This window comes from Rhizobium herbae (genome assembly GCF_017873135.1).
In the GTDB taxonomy this organism is placed as follows: domain Bacteria; phylum Pseudomonadota; class Alphaproteobacteria; order Rhizobiales; family Rhizobiaceae; genus Pararhizobium; species Pararhizobium herbae.
On sequence record NZ_JAGGJV010000003.1, the window covers coordinates 445,708 to 459,472 of the forward strand.

The window sequence follows — 13,765 nt, forward strand, 5'->3', positions numbered from 1 at the left end:
GGTAAACGCAAAAACGGAGAAGCAGCGAAGCGCGCCGTGTCTGCCTAGATTTGCCTAGTGGAAATTCCTCCCCTTCGGCATGACGCTGGCCGTTTCGACACCCTGGATCCGGCTGCTCTCGCCCAATCCGCCGTTTACCGGCGCGGGGCGTTCCGGCGCAAGGGTGCGCTTCTTCTGCCGGTGATCGGCTGTTGGACGCAGGGCTTCATCGGCCCGCTCAGACACCCCAAAGCGGCGGGTTTCGCGTTGAAGCAGGCCAAGCATCGGCGTCATATCCTCGATATGATCGACGACGACATGGATCACGCCGCTCTCGCTCTGCAGCCTGCCCCTGATCTTCACCAGCCGGGCGCCCATGACGACGGATCGATACCGATCGAATATCCTGTTCCAGACGATGGCATTGGCGACACCCGTCTCGTCCTCCAGAGTCATGAAGATCACCCCCCTGGCGGAACCCGGCCTCTGGCGCACCAGCACAAGCCCGGCAATGGTGACCATCTGCCCGTTCGGCACGCTCAAAAGATCCCCGTTCTTGAGGATGCCCATTGTCGCGAATTCATCGCGCAGGAAGGAGACCGGGTGCGCCTTCAGGGACAGGGAAAGATAACGGTAATCCTCGATCACCTGCTCGCCCGGCAGCATGTCCGGCAGGCGGGTTTCCGGCTCCAGCTGAAGATCGGCCCGGTCGGCGCGATCGAACAAGGGCAGCTTTTCCGCGGCACTCCTGGCGTCCAGCGCCCGCACGGCCCAGAGCGCTTCGCGCCGCGAAAGGCCGATGGAGCCGAAGGCATCGGCATCCGCCAGCCGCTCGATATCGGACTTTTGCAGCCCCGACCGCAGCCAGAGGTCGCGCACGGAGATGTAACCCCGGCCCCTGTTTTCAACGAGCGCGATCATATCCGCCTGCGAAAGCCCCTTGACCTGCCGGAAGCCGAGCCGGACCGCCCTCTTCGTCCGGATGATGTCCCGCATCGAGACATGCCGCCGGTCGACCGTTTCCTTGTCGAATTCGCTTGCCTCAAGCAGGCAATCCCAATCCGAGAGATTGACATCGACGGGCCTGATCTCGACCCCATGCTCGCGCGCGTCGCGAACCAGTTGCGACGGTGCGTAAAAACCCATCGGCTGTGAATTCAAAAGTGCCGCACAGAAGACATCGGGATAATAGGCCTTGACCCAGGATGAGGCATAGACGAGCAGGGCAAAGGAGGCCGCGTGGCTTTCCGGAAAACCGTATTCGCCAAAGCCCTCGATCTGCTTGAAACAACGCTCCGCGAAGTCAAGCGTGTAGCCATTTGCCATCATCCCGTTGACCATATCGTCCCTGAATGTGTTGACCTGCCCGGAGCGCTTGAAGGTTGCCATGGATCGCCGCAAGCGATCCGCCTTTGCCGGCGAAAATTTCGCGGCCGTAATGGCAATCTGCATGGCCTGTTCCTGAAAGAGCGGAACGCCAAACGTCCGTTCCAGGATAGGTTTCATCTCATCCTTGGGATAATCGATCTTGAACCCGGGAAGACGGGATTGCCCGCGCCGCTTGAGATAGGGATGGACCATATCTCCCTGAATTGGGCCTGGCCGGACGATCGCCACCTCGATGACCAGATCATAAAATATGCGAGGCCGAAGGCGAGGCAGCATGCTCATCTGCGCCCGGCTTTCGATTTGAAAGACCCCGATCGTATCGGCCCGGCACATCATGCCGTAGACAGGCTCGCCATCCTCGTGATCCTTGTTGCCGAGATCGGCGAGCGTCTTTTTCACATCATAGTGAAGCTCAAGAAATTCAAAGGCTTTGCGCAGGCAGGTGAGCATTCCCAGAGCCAGGATATCAACCTTGAGAATGCGGACATTGTCCAGATCGTCCTTGTCCCATTCGATCATGTAACGATCCGGCATGGCCGTGTTCATGATCGGCACAACCTCATCGAGCCGGTCCCTGGTAATGACAAAACCACCCACATGCTGGGTGAGATGCCGGGGGAAGCTCAGGAGTTCGGTGGCGTACCGCAGAACATTCCTGGTGACTGGATCGGAAAGATCGAGCCCGGCGGCCTTTGCCTCGCGTTCGGACAAGTCCTCCGCCGACCAACCCCAGACCGTGCTTGCAAGAGCCGATTGCACATCTTCCGACAGACCAAAAGCCTTGGCCACCTCGCGACCGGCGGATCGGGCACGATAACTCGTCACCGCCGCTGTCAGGCCTGCGTGCTCCCGACCATAGGTCCTGTAGATATGCTGGATGACCTCTTCGCGTCTGCCATGCTCAAAATCGACATCGATATCCGGCGGCTCATCCCGGTCCATGGAAATGAACCGGTCAAAGAGAAGCGTACTTTTCTCCGGATTGACCTCGGTTATTTCAAGACAATAGCAGATGACGGAATTTGCCGCTGAACCGCGTCCCTGGCACAAGATCTTCAGTTCATAACGGGCATGCTGGATGATCTTGTAGACCGTCAGGAAATAGGGGGCATATTCCTTGTCCCGGATCAGCTTCAGTTCGTAGTCAATCTGCTTTTTGACGTTCTCCGGAACGCCTTCCGGATAACGTTTCCGGGCACCCTCCCAGGTCAACCGCTCAAGCGTCTGCGAAGGAGTTTCGCCCTCGACGCCTTCGTCCGGATAATTATGCTTCAACTCATCCAGCGAGAATGACAGCCTCTTGAAGAACTTTTCCGTATTGGCGACCGCCCGTGGATAGGCCCGGAACAGGCGCGTCATCTCGCGCCCATCCTTGAGATAACGTTCCGCATTGGGGGCGAGCCGGAAACCGGCCTCGGCAATCGTCACATGTTCGCGGATGGCGGTGACGATATCGGCAAGCGGGCGGCGGGCGGGGTGATGATAGAGAGGCTGGTTGCTGGCGATCAGGGGGATGCGATTGCGGACGGCGAGGAGGGAGAGCGTGGCGAAAACCTGAGCATCCCGGCCATCATAAGATGGCGACAGGACCATATGGAATGCCGCGCGGAAGCGTTTTCTCAGGCGCTCCAGACAGTTCTCCAGCTTTTCCTGTTTACCGGCATCGTCCAGCAAAGACGGGTCGGGAACAAGGGCGAGCATCATCTCGTCTCCCCATTCGACAAGGTCCGCTTCGCTCAGAATGCACGAACCCTTTTGCGCTCTGAGATTACCGGCGCTCAGCAGGCGGCAGAGATGTGCCCATCCCTTTCTGTTTTTCGGGTAGGCAAGAATATCCGGCGTACCGTCGGAAAAGACCAGCCGCGCGCCCGGCTGAAAGGAAGCGGCTTCCAGAAGCTGCTTTTGCCTTTCTCCCTTTTCGAAAAGCGTCTGATTTTCCTGAACCGTCTTTACGTACTCCTCCCTCATCGCCCTGATCTGCGCATGAGCCCGGACCACGCCGGCGACCGAATTCCGGTCGGCGATGCCGAGGCCGGGGAGCTTCAGGATCGCTGCCTGGATCATCATTTCCTCCGGCGTCGATGCGCCTTCGAGGAAGGAGAAGTTCGACCGGGCGCCGATCTCGAAAAAGGCGGGTGCGGTGTTCATGCGAAGACCCCATGCATGAACCAGCGCGGCGGCGGCATCTGGCCATAAAGGCCCTCGCGGTAGATCCAGAACCGGTGGCCGGTATCGTCCTCGATGCGGAAATAGTCCCGCGCCCGGACGTCGGTGCCGTCGATCCACCATTCCATGGCGAGACGCTCCGGCCCCTGGCTGCGGCAGACACGATGCAGTATGCGCCGCCAGCGGAAGCTTTCGGGCGGCCCCTCTGGCACTTCGGCCGCAGAGACCTCCACAGATTCCGGCTGCCGGAAAAGCCTGAGTGGCCGCTCGCTACGGGACCAGGAGAAGCCGCTTGCCGCCGGCCGCTTACCTGACGACAAACCATCAATGGCCGGAACCGCAGTCACCGCCCGCTCCGGCACGTGGCTCTCGCGCATATGGAAGCTCTGCAGGCAATCGGCGCCGAGACGGGCCGAAACGCGATCGACAAAGGTTGAAAGCGAGACATCCTTTTGCCGGTCGCCGTCGAAATCCTCCTGCGCGGCATCGAAAGCTTCATGCCGCATGACGTTCAGCCGCAGGATTTCAAAACCGTAGCCGGCGTCGAGGTCGTCATGAACCGCCTGAAGACGCTCGGAAAACAGCGCGGCGATCCGCTTGGGATCCCTGAGCGGCTGCGAAGCCCCGGCGGCAATGCGAAAGACCCGGCCATCGACCCGAAACAGCATCAGTTCGAACGCCCGCCCACCGGCGCCGCGCTCCTCCAGACTGGCTTTCAGCGACAGGGCGATCTGCCCGGTCAGAGAAAGGATATCCTCCTCCGTCTGCACGGGTTCGGCAAGCCGCCGCTCGGCGGAAAGGCTGGCAACGGGCCGGCGCGGCGACACGGGCTCCTCGTCACGGCCGAGCGCCTGATCGAGCCGCAGCAGCAGATGCGCTCCGAAACGGCGCGCCAGGGGCGCCCGGGGTGCGGCGATGATGTCGCCCACCCGCTTCAATCCGAGCTTCTGCAGCGCGGCAACGGTGTTTTCCGCCAGCCGCAGAGAGGCAACCGGCAAGGGCGCCAGCACCTGCTCCATCTCCTCATCTGCGATGACCCCGCCGCTGCCGAAGCGGGAGGCGGCCCAGGAGAGGCCCGGCGCGGAGGATATGGCGCCACGCGCGTCGAGCCCCATCTGGAAGAGCCGCAACAGGATATCCTTGAGCAGGGCGTTTTCGCCACCGAACAGATGGGAACTACCGGTGATGTCGAGAAACAGCCCATCTGGGCCGTCAAGCGCCACCAGCGGCGTGTAGCGATCACACCAGTCGGCGATGCCATCGAGCAGGCGGCGATCGGCGCCCAGGTCTTCCTCGGCGATATCGAGCTTCGGATAGATCGCCCGCGCTTCCGCCACACCCTGGTTTTTTTTCAGGCCGATCGCCTCCGCCGCCTCGTCAAGCGCCGTCAGCCGCATGGCATTGTCACGCCGCCCGCAACAGACGAGGGGAGCGGCATCAGGACGCCTGGTCGAACGCCAGGACAGGCCCCATGTCTTGCGGGCTATCCGGTCGGTCGGCAGATGCGGAAAGGTGAGGGCCAGAATGCGCTGCGCGCTTGAGCGGAACCCGAGCATGTTCTGGCTTGTTGACGGAGAAAAACTGACGGTCATGGGGATTCCACTCCAGAAACAGGGAGAGAGGTGCCGGATTTCGGCTTTTCTCCAGGGTTAGACGGAAAACCGGATTGCCGATGCTGCCGCCAAGTATCGACCGGTCCGGCAGAAACCGGATTGCCGCCGGCGCGGGTTCAACCAAAAAACGAAAAGCCGCGCTGCTCGCCTCTTCTTCCGCGGACTGACGCAACAGCAGGAGAGGGCGCCCCGCCGCCCTTGCCCGCAGGCTCAAGCGCCGGCTTTCGGTCAGACCGAAATGCGCCGGATTGCCCTTCACTTCCAGGATGCTGACCAGGAAGGCGCCGCTTTCGACCGCCGTTTCAGCAAGCCAGAGCGCCTCCTCCAGCCGGCGCGGGGCCGCATGCAGGAAACGCTCCGGCCTGAGACCGAAGTCCGCGAGACCCAGTGCATAGGGAATGCCCGTTTCCATCGCCGTAACCGTGTCGCTGATCCAGAGGACCGGCGAACGGTCCTGCCCCGCCTTTCGCTGAAGCAGGGCGGCAAGCGCCAGCGCAAAGCCGGTCACGGCCGGCGCATCGCGCATGAGCTGCGACCGGATTTCACAGAGACCGTCGAGCGGCAGACCGCCTTCCAGAGCACCATCGAGCGCCGGCACGTCCAGAGACAGACGATGACTGTCCTTTCGCTTTGCATGACCGCTCTCGCCGGCCAAAGCTTCCTGCCTGGCGGCAGCCACGGAGCTGCCTTCCAGCCTTGCTATCTCTTCGCGGAGCGCAAAAAGACGCTCGCGCGTCATGGGCGTCTGCACCATGACGTCACTCCAATTCAAAATGTTCCTGTTATGTTCTTATAGATTCCAGAGCTGCCCGGAAGAGTCAACGGGATTCTCTAAGAATTTATTCCTTGACAGGGTCCATACAAATTCAACCCTCGAAAAACGCTCATGAAATGGCTATATCAGAGGGCAAGCAAGGAGTGCCCATGGCCCGCATAGACCAGAGCGACGATTGGCGGGAACGCCATGCGCCGACAATCAGCACATTCGAATCCCTGGCTCTGGAGGCCTACAGCCATCTGCCGGACGAATTCCGGGCGCTTGCCACCAATCTGACCATCGAGATCGACGATTTTCCGACCGAGGACGTTTTCGAGGACATGGCGCTGGAAACGCCGTTCGACCTGCTCGGCCTGTTCGAGGGGCGCGGCATCGGCGAGCGCTTCACCATGGAAACCGGCGAGATGCCGAACCGGATCATCCTCTATCGCCGGCCGATCCTCGACTATTGGGCCGAGAACGAGGAGACGCTGGGTGACATCATCACCCATGTGCTCATCCACGAGATCGGCCATCATTTCGGCCTGTCGGACGACGACATGGAGCGGATCGAGGCCGGCGTCGAGCATGTCGGCGGCTGAGACGGGTGTAAGCCTTCCCAGCCAGCCTTGAAGCGTCAGTGTTCGGACAGCTTGGTGTCGGGGGTATATTCCTTGCCCTCGACATCCTTGACGACGGCCTGGCCGCACATCAGCATCCGGGTTTCCTGATTCCAGGTATAGGCCGGCGAGCCATGCAGCTCCCAGCCCTTGTTGAGCGCGGCCGTCACCTTGTGGCAGAAGGTGGCGTCGTCGACGGCGGTCAGGAAGCGATAAAGTTTCAAGGGGCTTTTCCTTTTGTATGGATGGCATCGGCCCTGGCGGCGAGCCGCAGGGCCTGATCGAGGTGAAGACGCTCGACCATCAGGCCGTTGAGATGGATGACGGCTTTATCCGCATTTTCGGACAGCGCAAAGGCATCAATGATGGACCGGGCTTCGGCAAGCGCGGCTTCGTCGACGCCGAAGCAATCGTTGGCCGGATCGATCTGGGCCGGATGGATCAGCATCTTGCCGTCAAAGCCCATGTCGCGGCCCTGCCGGCATTCGGCCTCGAACCCAGCACCATCACGAAAATCGTTGAAGACGGCATCGATGACATCGAGGCCGCAACTGCGCGCGGCGAGCAGGACCTGCATCAGCCAGGGCACGAGATAGGTGCGGCCGGGCAGGGCGGCAACGCCGGTCTCCTTGCGCAGGTCGTTCAGCCCCGGCACGAAACAATCGAGCCTGCCGCCGCGGGTACGGCCGGTCTCGGCGATCGCAGCCGCATTGAGCACGCCGCGCGGGGTCTCGATCATCGCCCAGAGACGCAAAGTATCCGGCGCGTCGTTTTCCGACAGGACATCGACCACCGTCTGGATATCCTGCGGGCTTTCGACCTTGGGCAGCAGGATGGCATCGGGCGCCAAGGCAAGCACCGCCGCCAGATCCTGTTCACTGAGACCGGAGGCAAGGCTGTTGATGCGGATGACGATTTCGATATCGGACCGGCGATCCTGCCTCAGATGCGCCGCCAGCGTATCGCGTGCCAAAATCTTGTTGTCCGGGAGAACCGCGTCCTCGAGATCGTAGATCACTGCGTCGCAGGCAAGCGCGGCGACCTTGGCAAGGGCGCGGGCATTGTCGGCGGGCACGCAGAGCACGGAACGGCGCAGGCGGGCGGGGTGGCGATCGCTGGGTGACGTCATGCGGCTTTTGTGCCCGCGTTTCGCCGTTTTCGCAAGGCAGAGATGCAATCGAACCATGCCCCTTGCAACAGGGGTCATGCGGGGCCACATTCTGGGTAACGAAAGGTGACGACAATGCAAAGCATACGCTCTCTCCTCCTGACAATCGCAGGCATCGCATTCACGCTGATGGCCTTCGTGTTTACCGCCTCCCTTGGCCTCGCCCTCGTCGGCATCGTCTCGGTGGTGATGATCGGCACGACGATTGCCGCACGGCTTGCGCCCAAGCCGGTTCGCGCCACCGTAAACCGCAATTCTGCGAACCGGAATTCTGGCCGTCAGCCGCGCGAACCGCGCATCTGGAACGACGGTCGCGGCACGATCATCGACCTCTGAAGGGCGCAAAGCCGCCTTTCAGGCTCCGGGCGTGCAGATTCTCCTTCATTTCGGCGTGAAATTGCTCTAAACGCTGGGCGGAAATTTTTCCGTTCCGTTGAAATCGAAGGCCATTCTCATGGACAAGTTCGTCAAGCTCACCGGCGTTGCCGCCCCGTTGCCCGTCGTCAACATCGACACGGACATGATCATTCCGAAGGATTACCTGAAGACGATCAAGCGCACCGGCCTTGGCACCGGGCTTTTCGCCGAAGCCCGGTATCATGAAGACGGCTCGGTCAACGAGGATTTCGTCCTCAACAAGCCCGCCTACCAGAACGCCAAGATCCTGGTGGCCGGCGACAATTTCGGCTGCGGCTCGTCGCGCGAACATGCCCCGTGGGCGCTGCTCGACTTCGGCATCCGCTGCGTCATCTCGACGTCCTTTGCCGATATCTTCTACAACAACTGTTTCAAGAACGGCATTCTGCCGGTCGTGGTCTCTCCGGAAGACCTGGAAAAGCTGATGGATGATGCCAGCCGCGGCTCCAACGCCATCCTGACGGTCGACCTGGAAGCCTGCGAAATCACCGGTCCGGACGGCGGCAAGATTACCTTCGAACTGGATGAATTCAAGCGCCACTGCATGCTGAACGGCCTCGACGATATCGGCCTGACGCTGGAAAAGGCCGCTGCCATCGACACGTTCGAAAAGGCCAACGCCGCTTCGCATCCCTGGGCATAAGGCCCGATGTCCAGCCCGCGCAAACTGATCTCTTCCGGCTCGCCGTTTGAAAAGACGGCGGGTTATTCGCGGGCCGTCGTGCAGGGCGACTGGTGTTTCGTCTCCGGCACCACCGGCTACGACTACCGGACGATGAGCATGCCCGAGACGGTGGAAGAGCAGACCCGCAACTGCCTGAAGACCATCGCGGCGGCGCTGTCGGATGCCGGGTTTTCGCTGAAGGATGCGGTACGCAATCACTACTACGTGACCGATGCGGCCTTCGCCGAAACCGTCTTCCCGATACTCGGCGAGGCCTTCGGCGATATCCGCCCGGCGGCGACGATGGTGGTCTGCGACCTGATCCGCCCGGAAATGCTCATCGAGATCGAAGTCACCGCCTTCAGGGGGTGATGAAATCAGCCGTCGATGAAGGGCGGCCCCAAAGGCTTGGCCAGCCCTGCCTTTGCCAGTTCCGCATGATAATAAAGAAAGATTTGCCGGCGGAATGCGATCATCTCGCGTTCGTCGTCGGTCTTTGCCTCGGCAAGCCGCGCAGCGAACAGGTCCGGAGTCGCAAGCGCGCTGGTATCTCCCAAAAAATCGAACATGTCATGGCGTTCGCGGATCGGCATATGGTGGACGCACAGAAGCATTCCGAATCTGTTCATTCTGCCGAGACAACGGCAATCACGGCGACAGCGGCGTACCCGGCAGCGAAGATGATTGAGCCAGGCCGTTGCAGCCACACGGAACGTCACTTCCGCCGACGGCGATCTTTCGGGTTTGACATCGGGCATGATTGCTCCTTTCCGGGCTGGCGAGCAGGACGGCAGGAAACGTCCCCGCGCGGTGTTCGCCGTGGTTTTCAAAAATCGGATCATTCGGACGGGGCACTGGAAACCGTCTCTAATGAATAAGTTTATGTGACGCTTTCCAGCGCCCCGTTTGGCGTTCTCTCGGGAGCTTTCCTCCCTACAGACCCCGACTGCGGATCCTCTGACCCGGGACAATCGTCGCGCCATAGGTCTCCGGTTCCGCCGCGCAGCAACGGTTCCGGTATGTCACGCCTTTCATCCCGGCATGTGTGCCCCACAGGCACGCCCGCCCCAGAAGGACAGGGGGGATCCATTTTCCGGGGGCTCTCCTTCCGGTCCGCCTGACGTTCGCAGTCTCCTCATTGAGACCACGAGGCTTTGCGTGGAGCGCCAGCCCTGCCTCGCCGCAAACGTCTTGCGGTGTATCCGTGACAGAACGATGGGATCATGACACGGGATTGCAAGGCGGGGATTCTGGGAGAAGACAATTCCAATAAAACTGTTCGATTTCAACGCAGAGACATGTAGCATCCGCCACGAACATGCACGTCGGAAGGGGAAAACGATGCTTTTGAGAATGGAAGCCAAACTCGCCGGCGTCTGCACGCCGGTTTTCACCAGTCATCCGGTTCGCTGGCTGGGGCTCCTGGCACTCTGCTCTGTATATATCCTGAGCAGCGTGACCAAGTTCCTGGATTTCGGCAGCGCCGTCGCCGAGATGGAGCGATACGGGCTTTTGCCGGCAAGGCCGATCGCCGCCGTGGTCATCCTTTTCCAGCTGAGCGCTTCGGTCATGGTCATCAGTGGTTTCTTGCGCTGGATCGGCGCGCTTTCTCTTTCCGTGTTTACAGTGCTTGCAACATTCATTGCCCTGCGTTTCTGGGAAATTCCGCTGGGGCAGGACCGTTTCATGACGATGAATATGTTCTTCGAGCATCTCGGGCTGGCCGGAGCCTTTCTCCTCATTGCCTGGTACGATCTGCACAGATGGCGCCGGGGCGACAAGGACTGGAGCTGAGCCACAATGCACGAAGTGATTGCATTTTTGTGCCGGAATCGAATTCCAGCGTGTTGCGGCTGACACAGAGGAGAGGCATTCTTTGATCTTGCCTTTCACCCCGCCAGCTTGAAAAGGAACCGCACAGATGAGCACGATCACCACTACGGACGGCACCGAAATCTTCTACAAGGACTGGGGTCCGCGCGACGCGCAGCCGATCGTCTTCCATCACGGCTGGCCGCTGAGCGCCGATGACTGGGACAACCAGATGCTTTACTTCCTGGCCCAGGGATTCCGTGTCATCGCGCACGACCGCCGCGGCCATGGACGCTCGACACAGACCTCGACCGGCCACGAAATGGATACCTATGCCGCCGACGTCGCGGCACTCGCGGAAGCGCTCGACCTCAAGAACGCCTTCCATGTCGGCCACTCCACCGGCGGCGGCGAAGTCGTTCATTATGTGGCGCGTGCGAAACCCGGGCGCGTCGGCAAAGCCGTCATCGTCGGCGCCGTTCCTCCGGTCATGGTGAAATCGGACAAGAACCCCGGCGGCCTGCCGATCGATGTCTTCGACGGCTTGCGCAGCGCGCTGGTCGCAAACCGCGCCCAGTTCTTTATCGATGTTCCGGCCGGCCCCTTCTACGGCTTCAATCGCCCGGGTGCCAAGATTTCCCAAGGCCTCATCGACAATTGGTGGCGGCAGGGAATGATGGGCGCGGCAAACGCGCACTACGAATGCATCAAGGCTTTTTCCGAGACCGACTTCACCGAGGACCTCAAGACGATCGAAGTTCCGGTGCTGGTCCTGCACGGAACCGACGACCAGATCGTGCCTTACGACGACTCGGCGCCACTCTCCGCGAAGCTCCTCAAGAACGGAACGCTGAAGAGCTATGACGGGCTTCCCCACGGCATGCTCTCGACGCATCCCGACATCCTCAATCCCGATATGCTCGCCTTCTTCAAGGCATAGGCTGGCGGCGGCGTGATCTGCCCCTCATCCGCCCTGTCGGGCACCTTCCCCCCGTTTTGACGGGGAGAAGGACCAAGCGGCAACCTCTGTCGCCCCCTGTTGTCAAGCAGGGAGGGCGGATGAGGGGCGGCGGGAACATCGTCACGGGGACGGCCAGATTCAGACTGTTGAAAGCATGAATACGATTACCTGACGAGAGCGGCATTCCATTCTCCGTCTTCCTCGCCCTTGTGGCGGGGATCCAGTAACCCGACGTCCGTCGGGTCAAAAGACTCTTCCAGCTCAAAGACTTAAGCTGACTGGATTCCTGTGACAAGCACAGGAATGACGGAGGTTCTGGCTGTCGGTTATTTTCCCCAATGATCTGCCGCTAATGAGAAAGTGACTTTATCAGCAGAGTAAAACCCGGCCGCAGGGACAGCCGGGTTCTGGCGGAGGAAGTCAGAAAAGGAGTGCTTATTCGCAGACGCGGATCTTCTTGATGATGACGTTGCCGTAGGCATCGTAGGCTTTGACCTTCTTGATGAAGCAATAGGGCTGGCAGTCGTCGCTATAGTAGCCGGCCTGCGACGGGGCGGCGAAGGAAACGGCGGTGATGGCAGCAACAATGGCGGTCAAAACGAACTTGCGCATGCGGGTCTCTCCTTGAGATCTCGTGTGGATGAGCCTCCCTCATCCAGTGACCCGACTATCCCACAGCTCAGGCGCCCGCGCTGTTCCGGATGGAACAGGGTTTGCTAATTTTCGGAGTGTCTGTTTTCCGGAGAAAGAATCTCACGCCGTTGCGGAGCTTGCCTGTTCCGGCAGGAACTGACAATCCGCGCACAATTCTTTCCAGAAACGCATTTTCCTTGAACGGAAGTTGCGTTAAGAACGCGCCAACATCTGAAAAGCCCACCCTTCGACTTAAAAGGAATGCCCCATGACAGCGCGCAATCTTTTCCTTCTGCCCGGCGACGGCATCGGCCCGGAAGCCATGGCGGAAGTCCGCAAAATCATCGCCTATATGAACGCCGAGATGGCGGGCGGCTTCACGACAGATGAAGGTCTTGTCGGCGGATCGGCCTATGATGCGCATGGCGCGGCGATTTCGGACGCGGACATGGCAAAGGCGATGGCAGCGGACGCCGTTCTGTTCGGCGCCGTCGGCGGCCCGAAATGGGATGACGTTCCCTATGAAGTGCGCCCCGAAGCCGGCCTTTTGCGCCTGCGCAAGGACATGGAGCTGTTTGCCAACCTGCGCCCGGCGATCTGCTATCCGGCGCTTGCCAACGCATCATCGCTCAAGGCTGAGCTGGTCGAAGGTCTCGACATCCTGATCGTGCGCGAACTGACTGGCGGCGTCTATTTCGGCGAGCCGAAGGAAATCATCGATCTCGGCAACGGCCAGAAGCGCGGCATCGACACGCAGGTCTACGACACCTACGAGATCGAGCGTATCGCCGGCGTCGCCTTCGAACTGGCCCGCACGCGCGGCAACCGCGTCTGCTCGATGGAAAAGCGCAACGTCATGAAGTCGGGCGTACTCTGGAACCAGGTGGTGACCGCGACGCACAAGGCCAAATATTCCGACGTACAGCTTGACCACATGCTGGCCGATGCCGGCGGCATGCAGCTGGTGCGGGCGCCAAAGCAGTTCGACGTGATCGTCACCGACAACCTGTTCGGCGACATGCTTTCGGACGTCGCCGCCATGCTGACCGGTTCGCTCGGCATGCTGCCGTCGGCGTCGCTCGGCGCACCCGATGCCAAGACCGGCAAGCGCAAGGCGCTCTACGAGCCCGTCCACGGCTCGGCACCGGACATTGCCGGCAAAGGCATCGCCAACCCGATCGCCATGATCGCCTCCTTTGCCATGTGCCTGCGCTATTCGTTCAACCTCGTGACCGAAGCCGACAACCTGGAAAAGGCCGTCGCCAACGTACTCGACAAGGGCATCCGCACCGGCGACATCATGGCGGATGGCGCGCGCCAGGTCGGCACCGTCGAAATGGGCGATGCGATTTTGGCGGAATTCAAGGCGCTGTCGGCGTAAAGTCTTGCACATTCAGTGATTGGACGGCACGCGGAGTCGCTTCCGGGTGCCGTTTTGTTTGATGGACTTGATTATTCGCCCCGGGAACCACAGCTTCCAAGAGACGCTGCTCCATCCTCCGTCATTCCTGTGTTCGTCACAGGAATCCAGCCACGCGACGTCCGTCGCGTGAGAGAGCTTTCGCTTACGGACGTGAGCGGGCTGG

At 60.7% G+C, this 13,765-nt stretch carries 14 protein-coding genes; 7 read left to right on the plus strand and 7 right to left on the minus strand.

The window, feature by feature from the left end; genetic code table 11:
• Positions 1–54 precede the first annotated feature (54 nt).
• Genes J2Z75_RS10900 through J2Z75_RS10910 form a run of 3 tightly spaced genes read right to left on the minus strand, consistent with a single transcriptional unit; the run spans position 55 to position 5,901 of the window.
• Positions 55–3,516: an error-prone DNA polymerase gene (locus J2Z75_RS10900; RefSeq protein ID WP_209851827.1), complete on the minus strand. Its 3,462-nt coding sequence runs from the start codon at positions 3,514–3,516 to the stop codon at positions 55–57.
• A complete protein-coding gene (locus J2Z75_RS10905) occupies positions 3,513–5,090 on the minus strand; it encodes a Y-family DNA polymerase (protein WP_209852232.1) in 1,578 nt (525 codons plus the stop codon). The genes J2Z75_RS10900 and J2Z75_RS10905 overlap by 4 nt, the downstream gene beginning before the upstream one ends.
• Positions 4,972–5,901 (minus strand): ImuA family protein, encoded by a 930-nt coding sequence (locus J2Z75_RS10910; protein WP_209851830.1) that lies wholly within the window; start codon positions 5,899–5,901, stop codon positions 4,972–4,974. The genes J2Z75_RS10905 and J2Z75_RS10910 overlap by 119 nt, the downstream gene beginning before the upstream one ends.
• A gap of 170 nt (positions 5,902–6,071) precedes the next feature.
• Between J2Z75_RS10910 and J2Z75_RS10915 the strand changes: the two genes are divergently transcribed.
• Positions 6,072–6,506: a metallopeptidase family protein gene (locus J2Z75_RS10915; RefSeq protein ID WP_209851832.1), complete on the plus strand. Its 435-nt coding sequence runs from the start codon at positions 6,072–6,074 to the stop codon at positions 6,504–6,506.
• 35 nt (positions 6,507–6,541) lie between these two features.
• Here J2Z75_RS10915 and J2Z75_RS10920 read toward each other — a convergent pair whose 3' ends face one another.
• Together J2Z75_RS10920 and J2Z75_RS10925 are read right to left on the minus strand one after the other, a co-directional pair.
• Positions 6,542–6,748 (minus strand): DUF1737 domain-containing protein, encoded by a 207-nt coding sequence (locus J2Z75_RS10920; RefSeq protein WP_209851835.1) that lies wholly within the window; start codon positions 6,746–6,748, stop codon positions 6,542–6,544.
• Positions 6,745–7,653, minus strand: a complete 909-nt coding sequence (locus tag J2Z75_RS10925) for an HpcH/HpaI aldolase/citrate lyase family protein (protein ID WP_209851838.1) — start codon at positions 7,651–7,653, stop codon at positions 6,745–6,747. The genes J2Z75_RS10920 and J2Z75_RS10925 overlap by 4 nt, the downstream gene beginning before the upstream one ends.
• 114 nt (positions 7,654–7,767) lie before the next feature.
• On the opposite strand from J2Z75_RS10925, the gene J2Z75_RS10930 reads away from it, so the two are divergent.
• The 3 genes from J2Z75_RS10930 (at position 7,768) to J2Z75_RS10940 (ending at position 9,145) form a co-directional block, all read left to right on the plus strand.
• On the plus strand, positions 7,768–8,028 hold the full coding sequence (locus tag J2Z75_RS10930; protein WP_209851841.1) for a hypothetical protein: 261 nt from the start codon (positions 7,768–7,770) through the stop codon (positions 8,026–8,028).
• Positions 8,029–8,146: 118 nt separating this feature from the next.
• Positions 8,147–8,752, plus strand: a complete 606-nt coding sequence (leuD, locus tag J2Z75_RS10935) for a 3-isopropylmalate dehydratase small subunit (protein WP_209851844.1) — start codon at positions 8,147–8,149, stop codon at positions 8,750–8,752.
• 6 nt (positions 8,753–8,758) lie between these two features.
• Entirely contained in the window at positions 8,759–9,145 is a 387-nt protein-coding gene (locus J2Z75_RS10940; protein ID WP_209851847.1) for a RidA family protein, read from the plus strand.
• 5 nt (positions 9,146–9,150) lie between these two features.
• Here J2Z75_RS10940 and J2Z75_RS10945 read toward each other — a convergent pair whose 3' ends face one another.
• A complete protein-coding gene (locus tag J2Z75_RS10945) occupies positions 9,151–9,342 on the minus strand; it encodes a hypothetical protein (RefSeq protein WP_209851850.1) in 192 nt (63 codons plus the stop codon).
• 772 nt (positions 9,343–10,114) lie between these two features.
• On the opposite strand from J2Z75_RS10945, the gene J2Z75_RS10950 reads away from it, so the two are divergent.
• Entirely contained in the window at positions 10,115–10,567 is a 453-nt protein-coding gene (locus J2Z75_RS10950) for a DoxX family protein (protein WP_209851853.1), read from the plus strand.
• 127 nt (positions 10,568–10,694) lie between these two features.
• Complete coding sequence (locus tag J2Z75_RS10955; protein WP_209851856.1) at positions 10,695–11,525, plus strand: alpha/beta fold hydrolase; 831 nt, start codon at positions 10,695–10,697, stop codon at positions 11,523–11,525.
• Positions 11,526–11,981: 456 nt separating this feature from the next.
• Here J2Z75_RS10955 and J2Z75_RS10960 read toward each other — a convergent pair whose 3' ends face one another.
• Positions 11,982–12,158 (minus strand): hypothetical protein, encoded by a 177-nt coding sequence (locus tag J2Z75_RS10960; protein WP_209851859.1) that lies wholly within the window; start codon positions 12,156–12,158, stop codon positions 11,982–11,984.
• 289 nt (positions 12,159–12,447) lie between these two features.
• Here J2Z75_RS10960 and leuB point away from each other — a divergent pair, with 289 nt between their 5' ends.
• On the plus strand, positions 12,448–13,560 hold the full coding sequence (leuB, locus tag J2Z75_RS10965; protein ID WP_209851862.1) for a 3-isopropylmalate dehydrogenase: 1,113 nt from the start codon (positions 12,448–12,450) through the stop codon (positions 13,558–13,560).
• Positions 13,561–13,765: the final 205 nt, after the last annotated feature.

Bases quoted from the DNA above. Each gene is read 5' to 3' on its own strand.
- J2Z75_RS10930 (WP_209851841.1), top strand. From the start codon at position 7,768: ATGCAAAGCATACGCTCTCTCCTCCTGACAATCGCAGGCATCGCATTC.
- J2Z75_RS10915 (WP_209851832.1), top strand. From the start codon at position 6,072: ATGGCCCGCATAGACCAGAGCGACGATTGGCGGGAACGCCATGCGCCG.
- J2Z75_RS10900 (WP_209851827.1), bottom strand. From the start codon at position 3,516: ATGAACACCGCACCCGCCTTTTTCGAGATCGGCGCCCGGTCGAACTTC.
- J2Z75_RS10955 (WP_209851856.1), top strand. From the start codon at position 10,695: ATGAGCACGATCACCACTACGGACGGCACCGAAATCTTCTACAAGGAC.
- J2Z75_RS10940 (WP_209851847.1), top strand. From the start codon at position 8,759: ATGTCCAGCCCGCGCAAACTGATCTCTTCCGGCTCGCCGTTTGAAAAG.
- J2Z75_RS10950 (WP_209851853.1), top strand. From the start codon at position 10,115: ATGCTTTTGAGAATGGAAGCCAAACTCGCCGGCGTCTGCACGCCGGTT.
- J2Z75_RS10910 (WP_209851830.1), bottom strand. From the start codon at position 5,901: ATGGTGCAGACGCCCATGACGCGCGAGCGTCTTTTTGCGCTCCGCGAA.
- J2Z75_RS10905 (WP_209852232.1), bottom strand. From the start codon at position 5,090: ATGCTCGGGTTCCGCTCAAGCGCGCAGCGCATTCTGGCCCTCACCTTT.
- J2Z75_RS10960 (WP_209851859.1), bottom strand. From the start codon at position 12,158: ATGCGCAAGTTCGTTTTGACCGCCATTGTTGCTGCCATCACCGCCGTT.
- J2Z75_RS10925 (WP_209851838.1), bottom strand. From the start codon at position 7,653: ATGACGTCACCCAGCGATCGCCACCCCGCCCGCCTGCGCCGTTCCGTG.
- leuD (WP_209851844.1), top strand. From the start codon at position 8,147: ATGGACAAGTTCGTCAAGCTCACCGGCGTTGCCGCCCCGTTGCCCGTC.
- J2Z75_RS10945 (WP_209851850.1), bottom strand. From the start codon at position 9,342: ATGTTCGATTTTTTGGGAGATACCAGCGCGCTTGCGACTCCGGACCTG.
- leuB (WP_209851862.1), top strand. From the start codon at position 12,448: ATGACAGCGCGCAATCTTTTCCTTCTGCCCGGCGACGGCATCGGCCCG.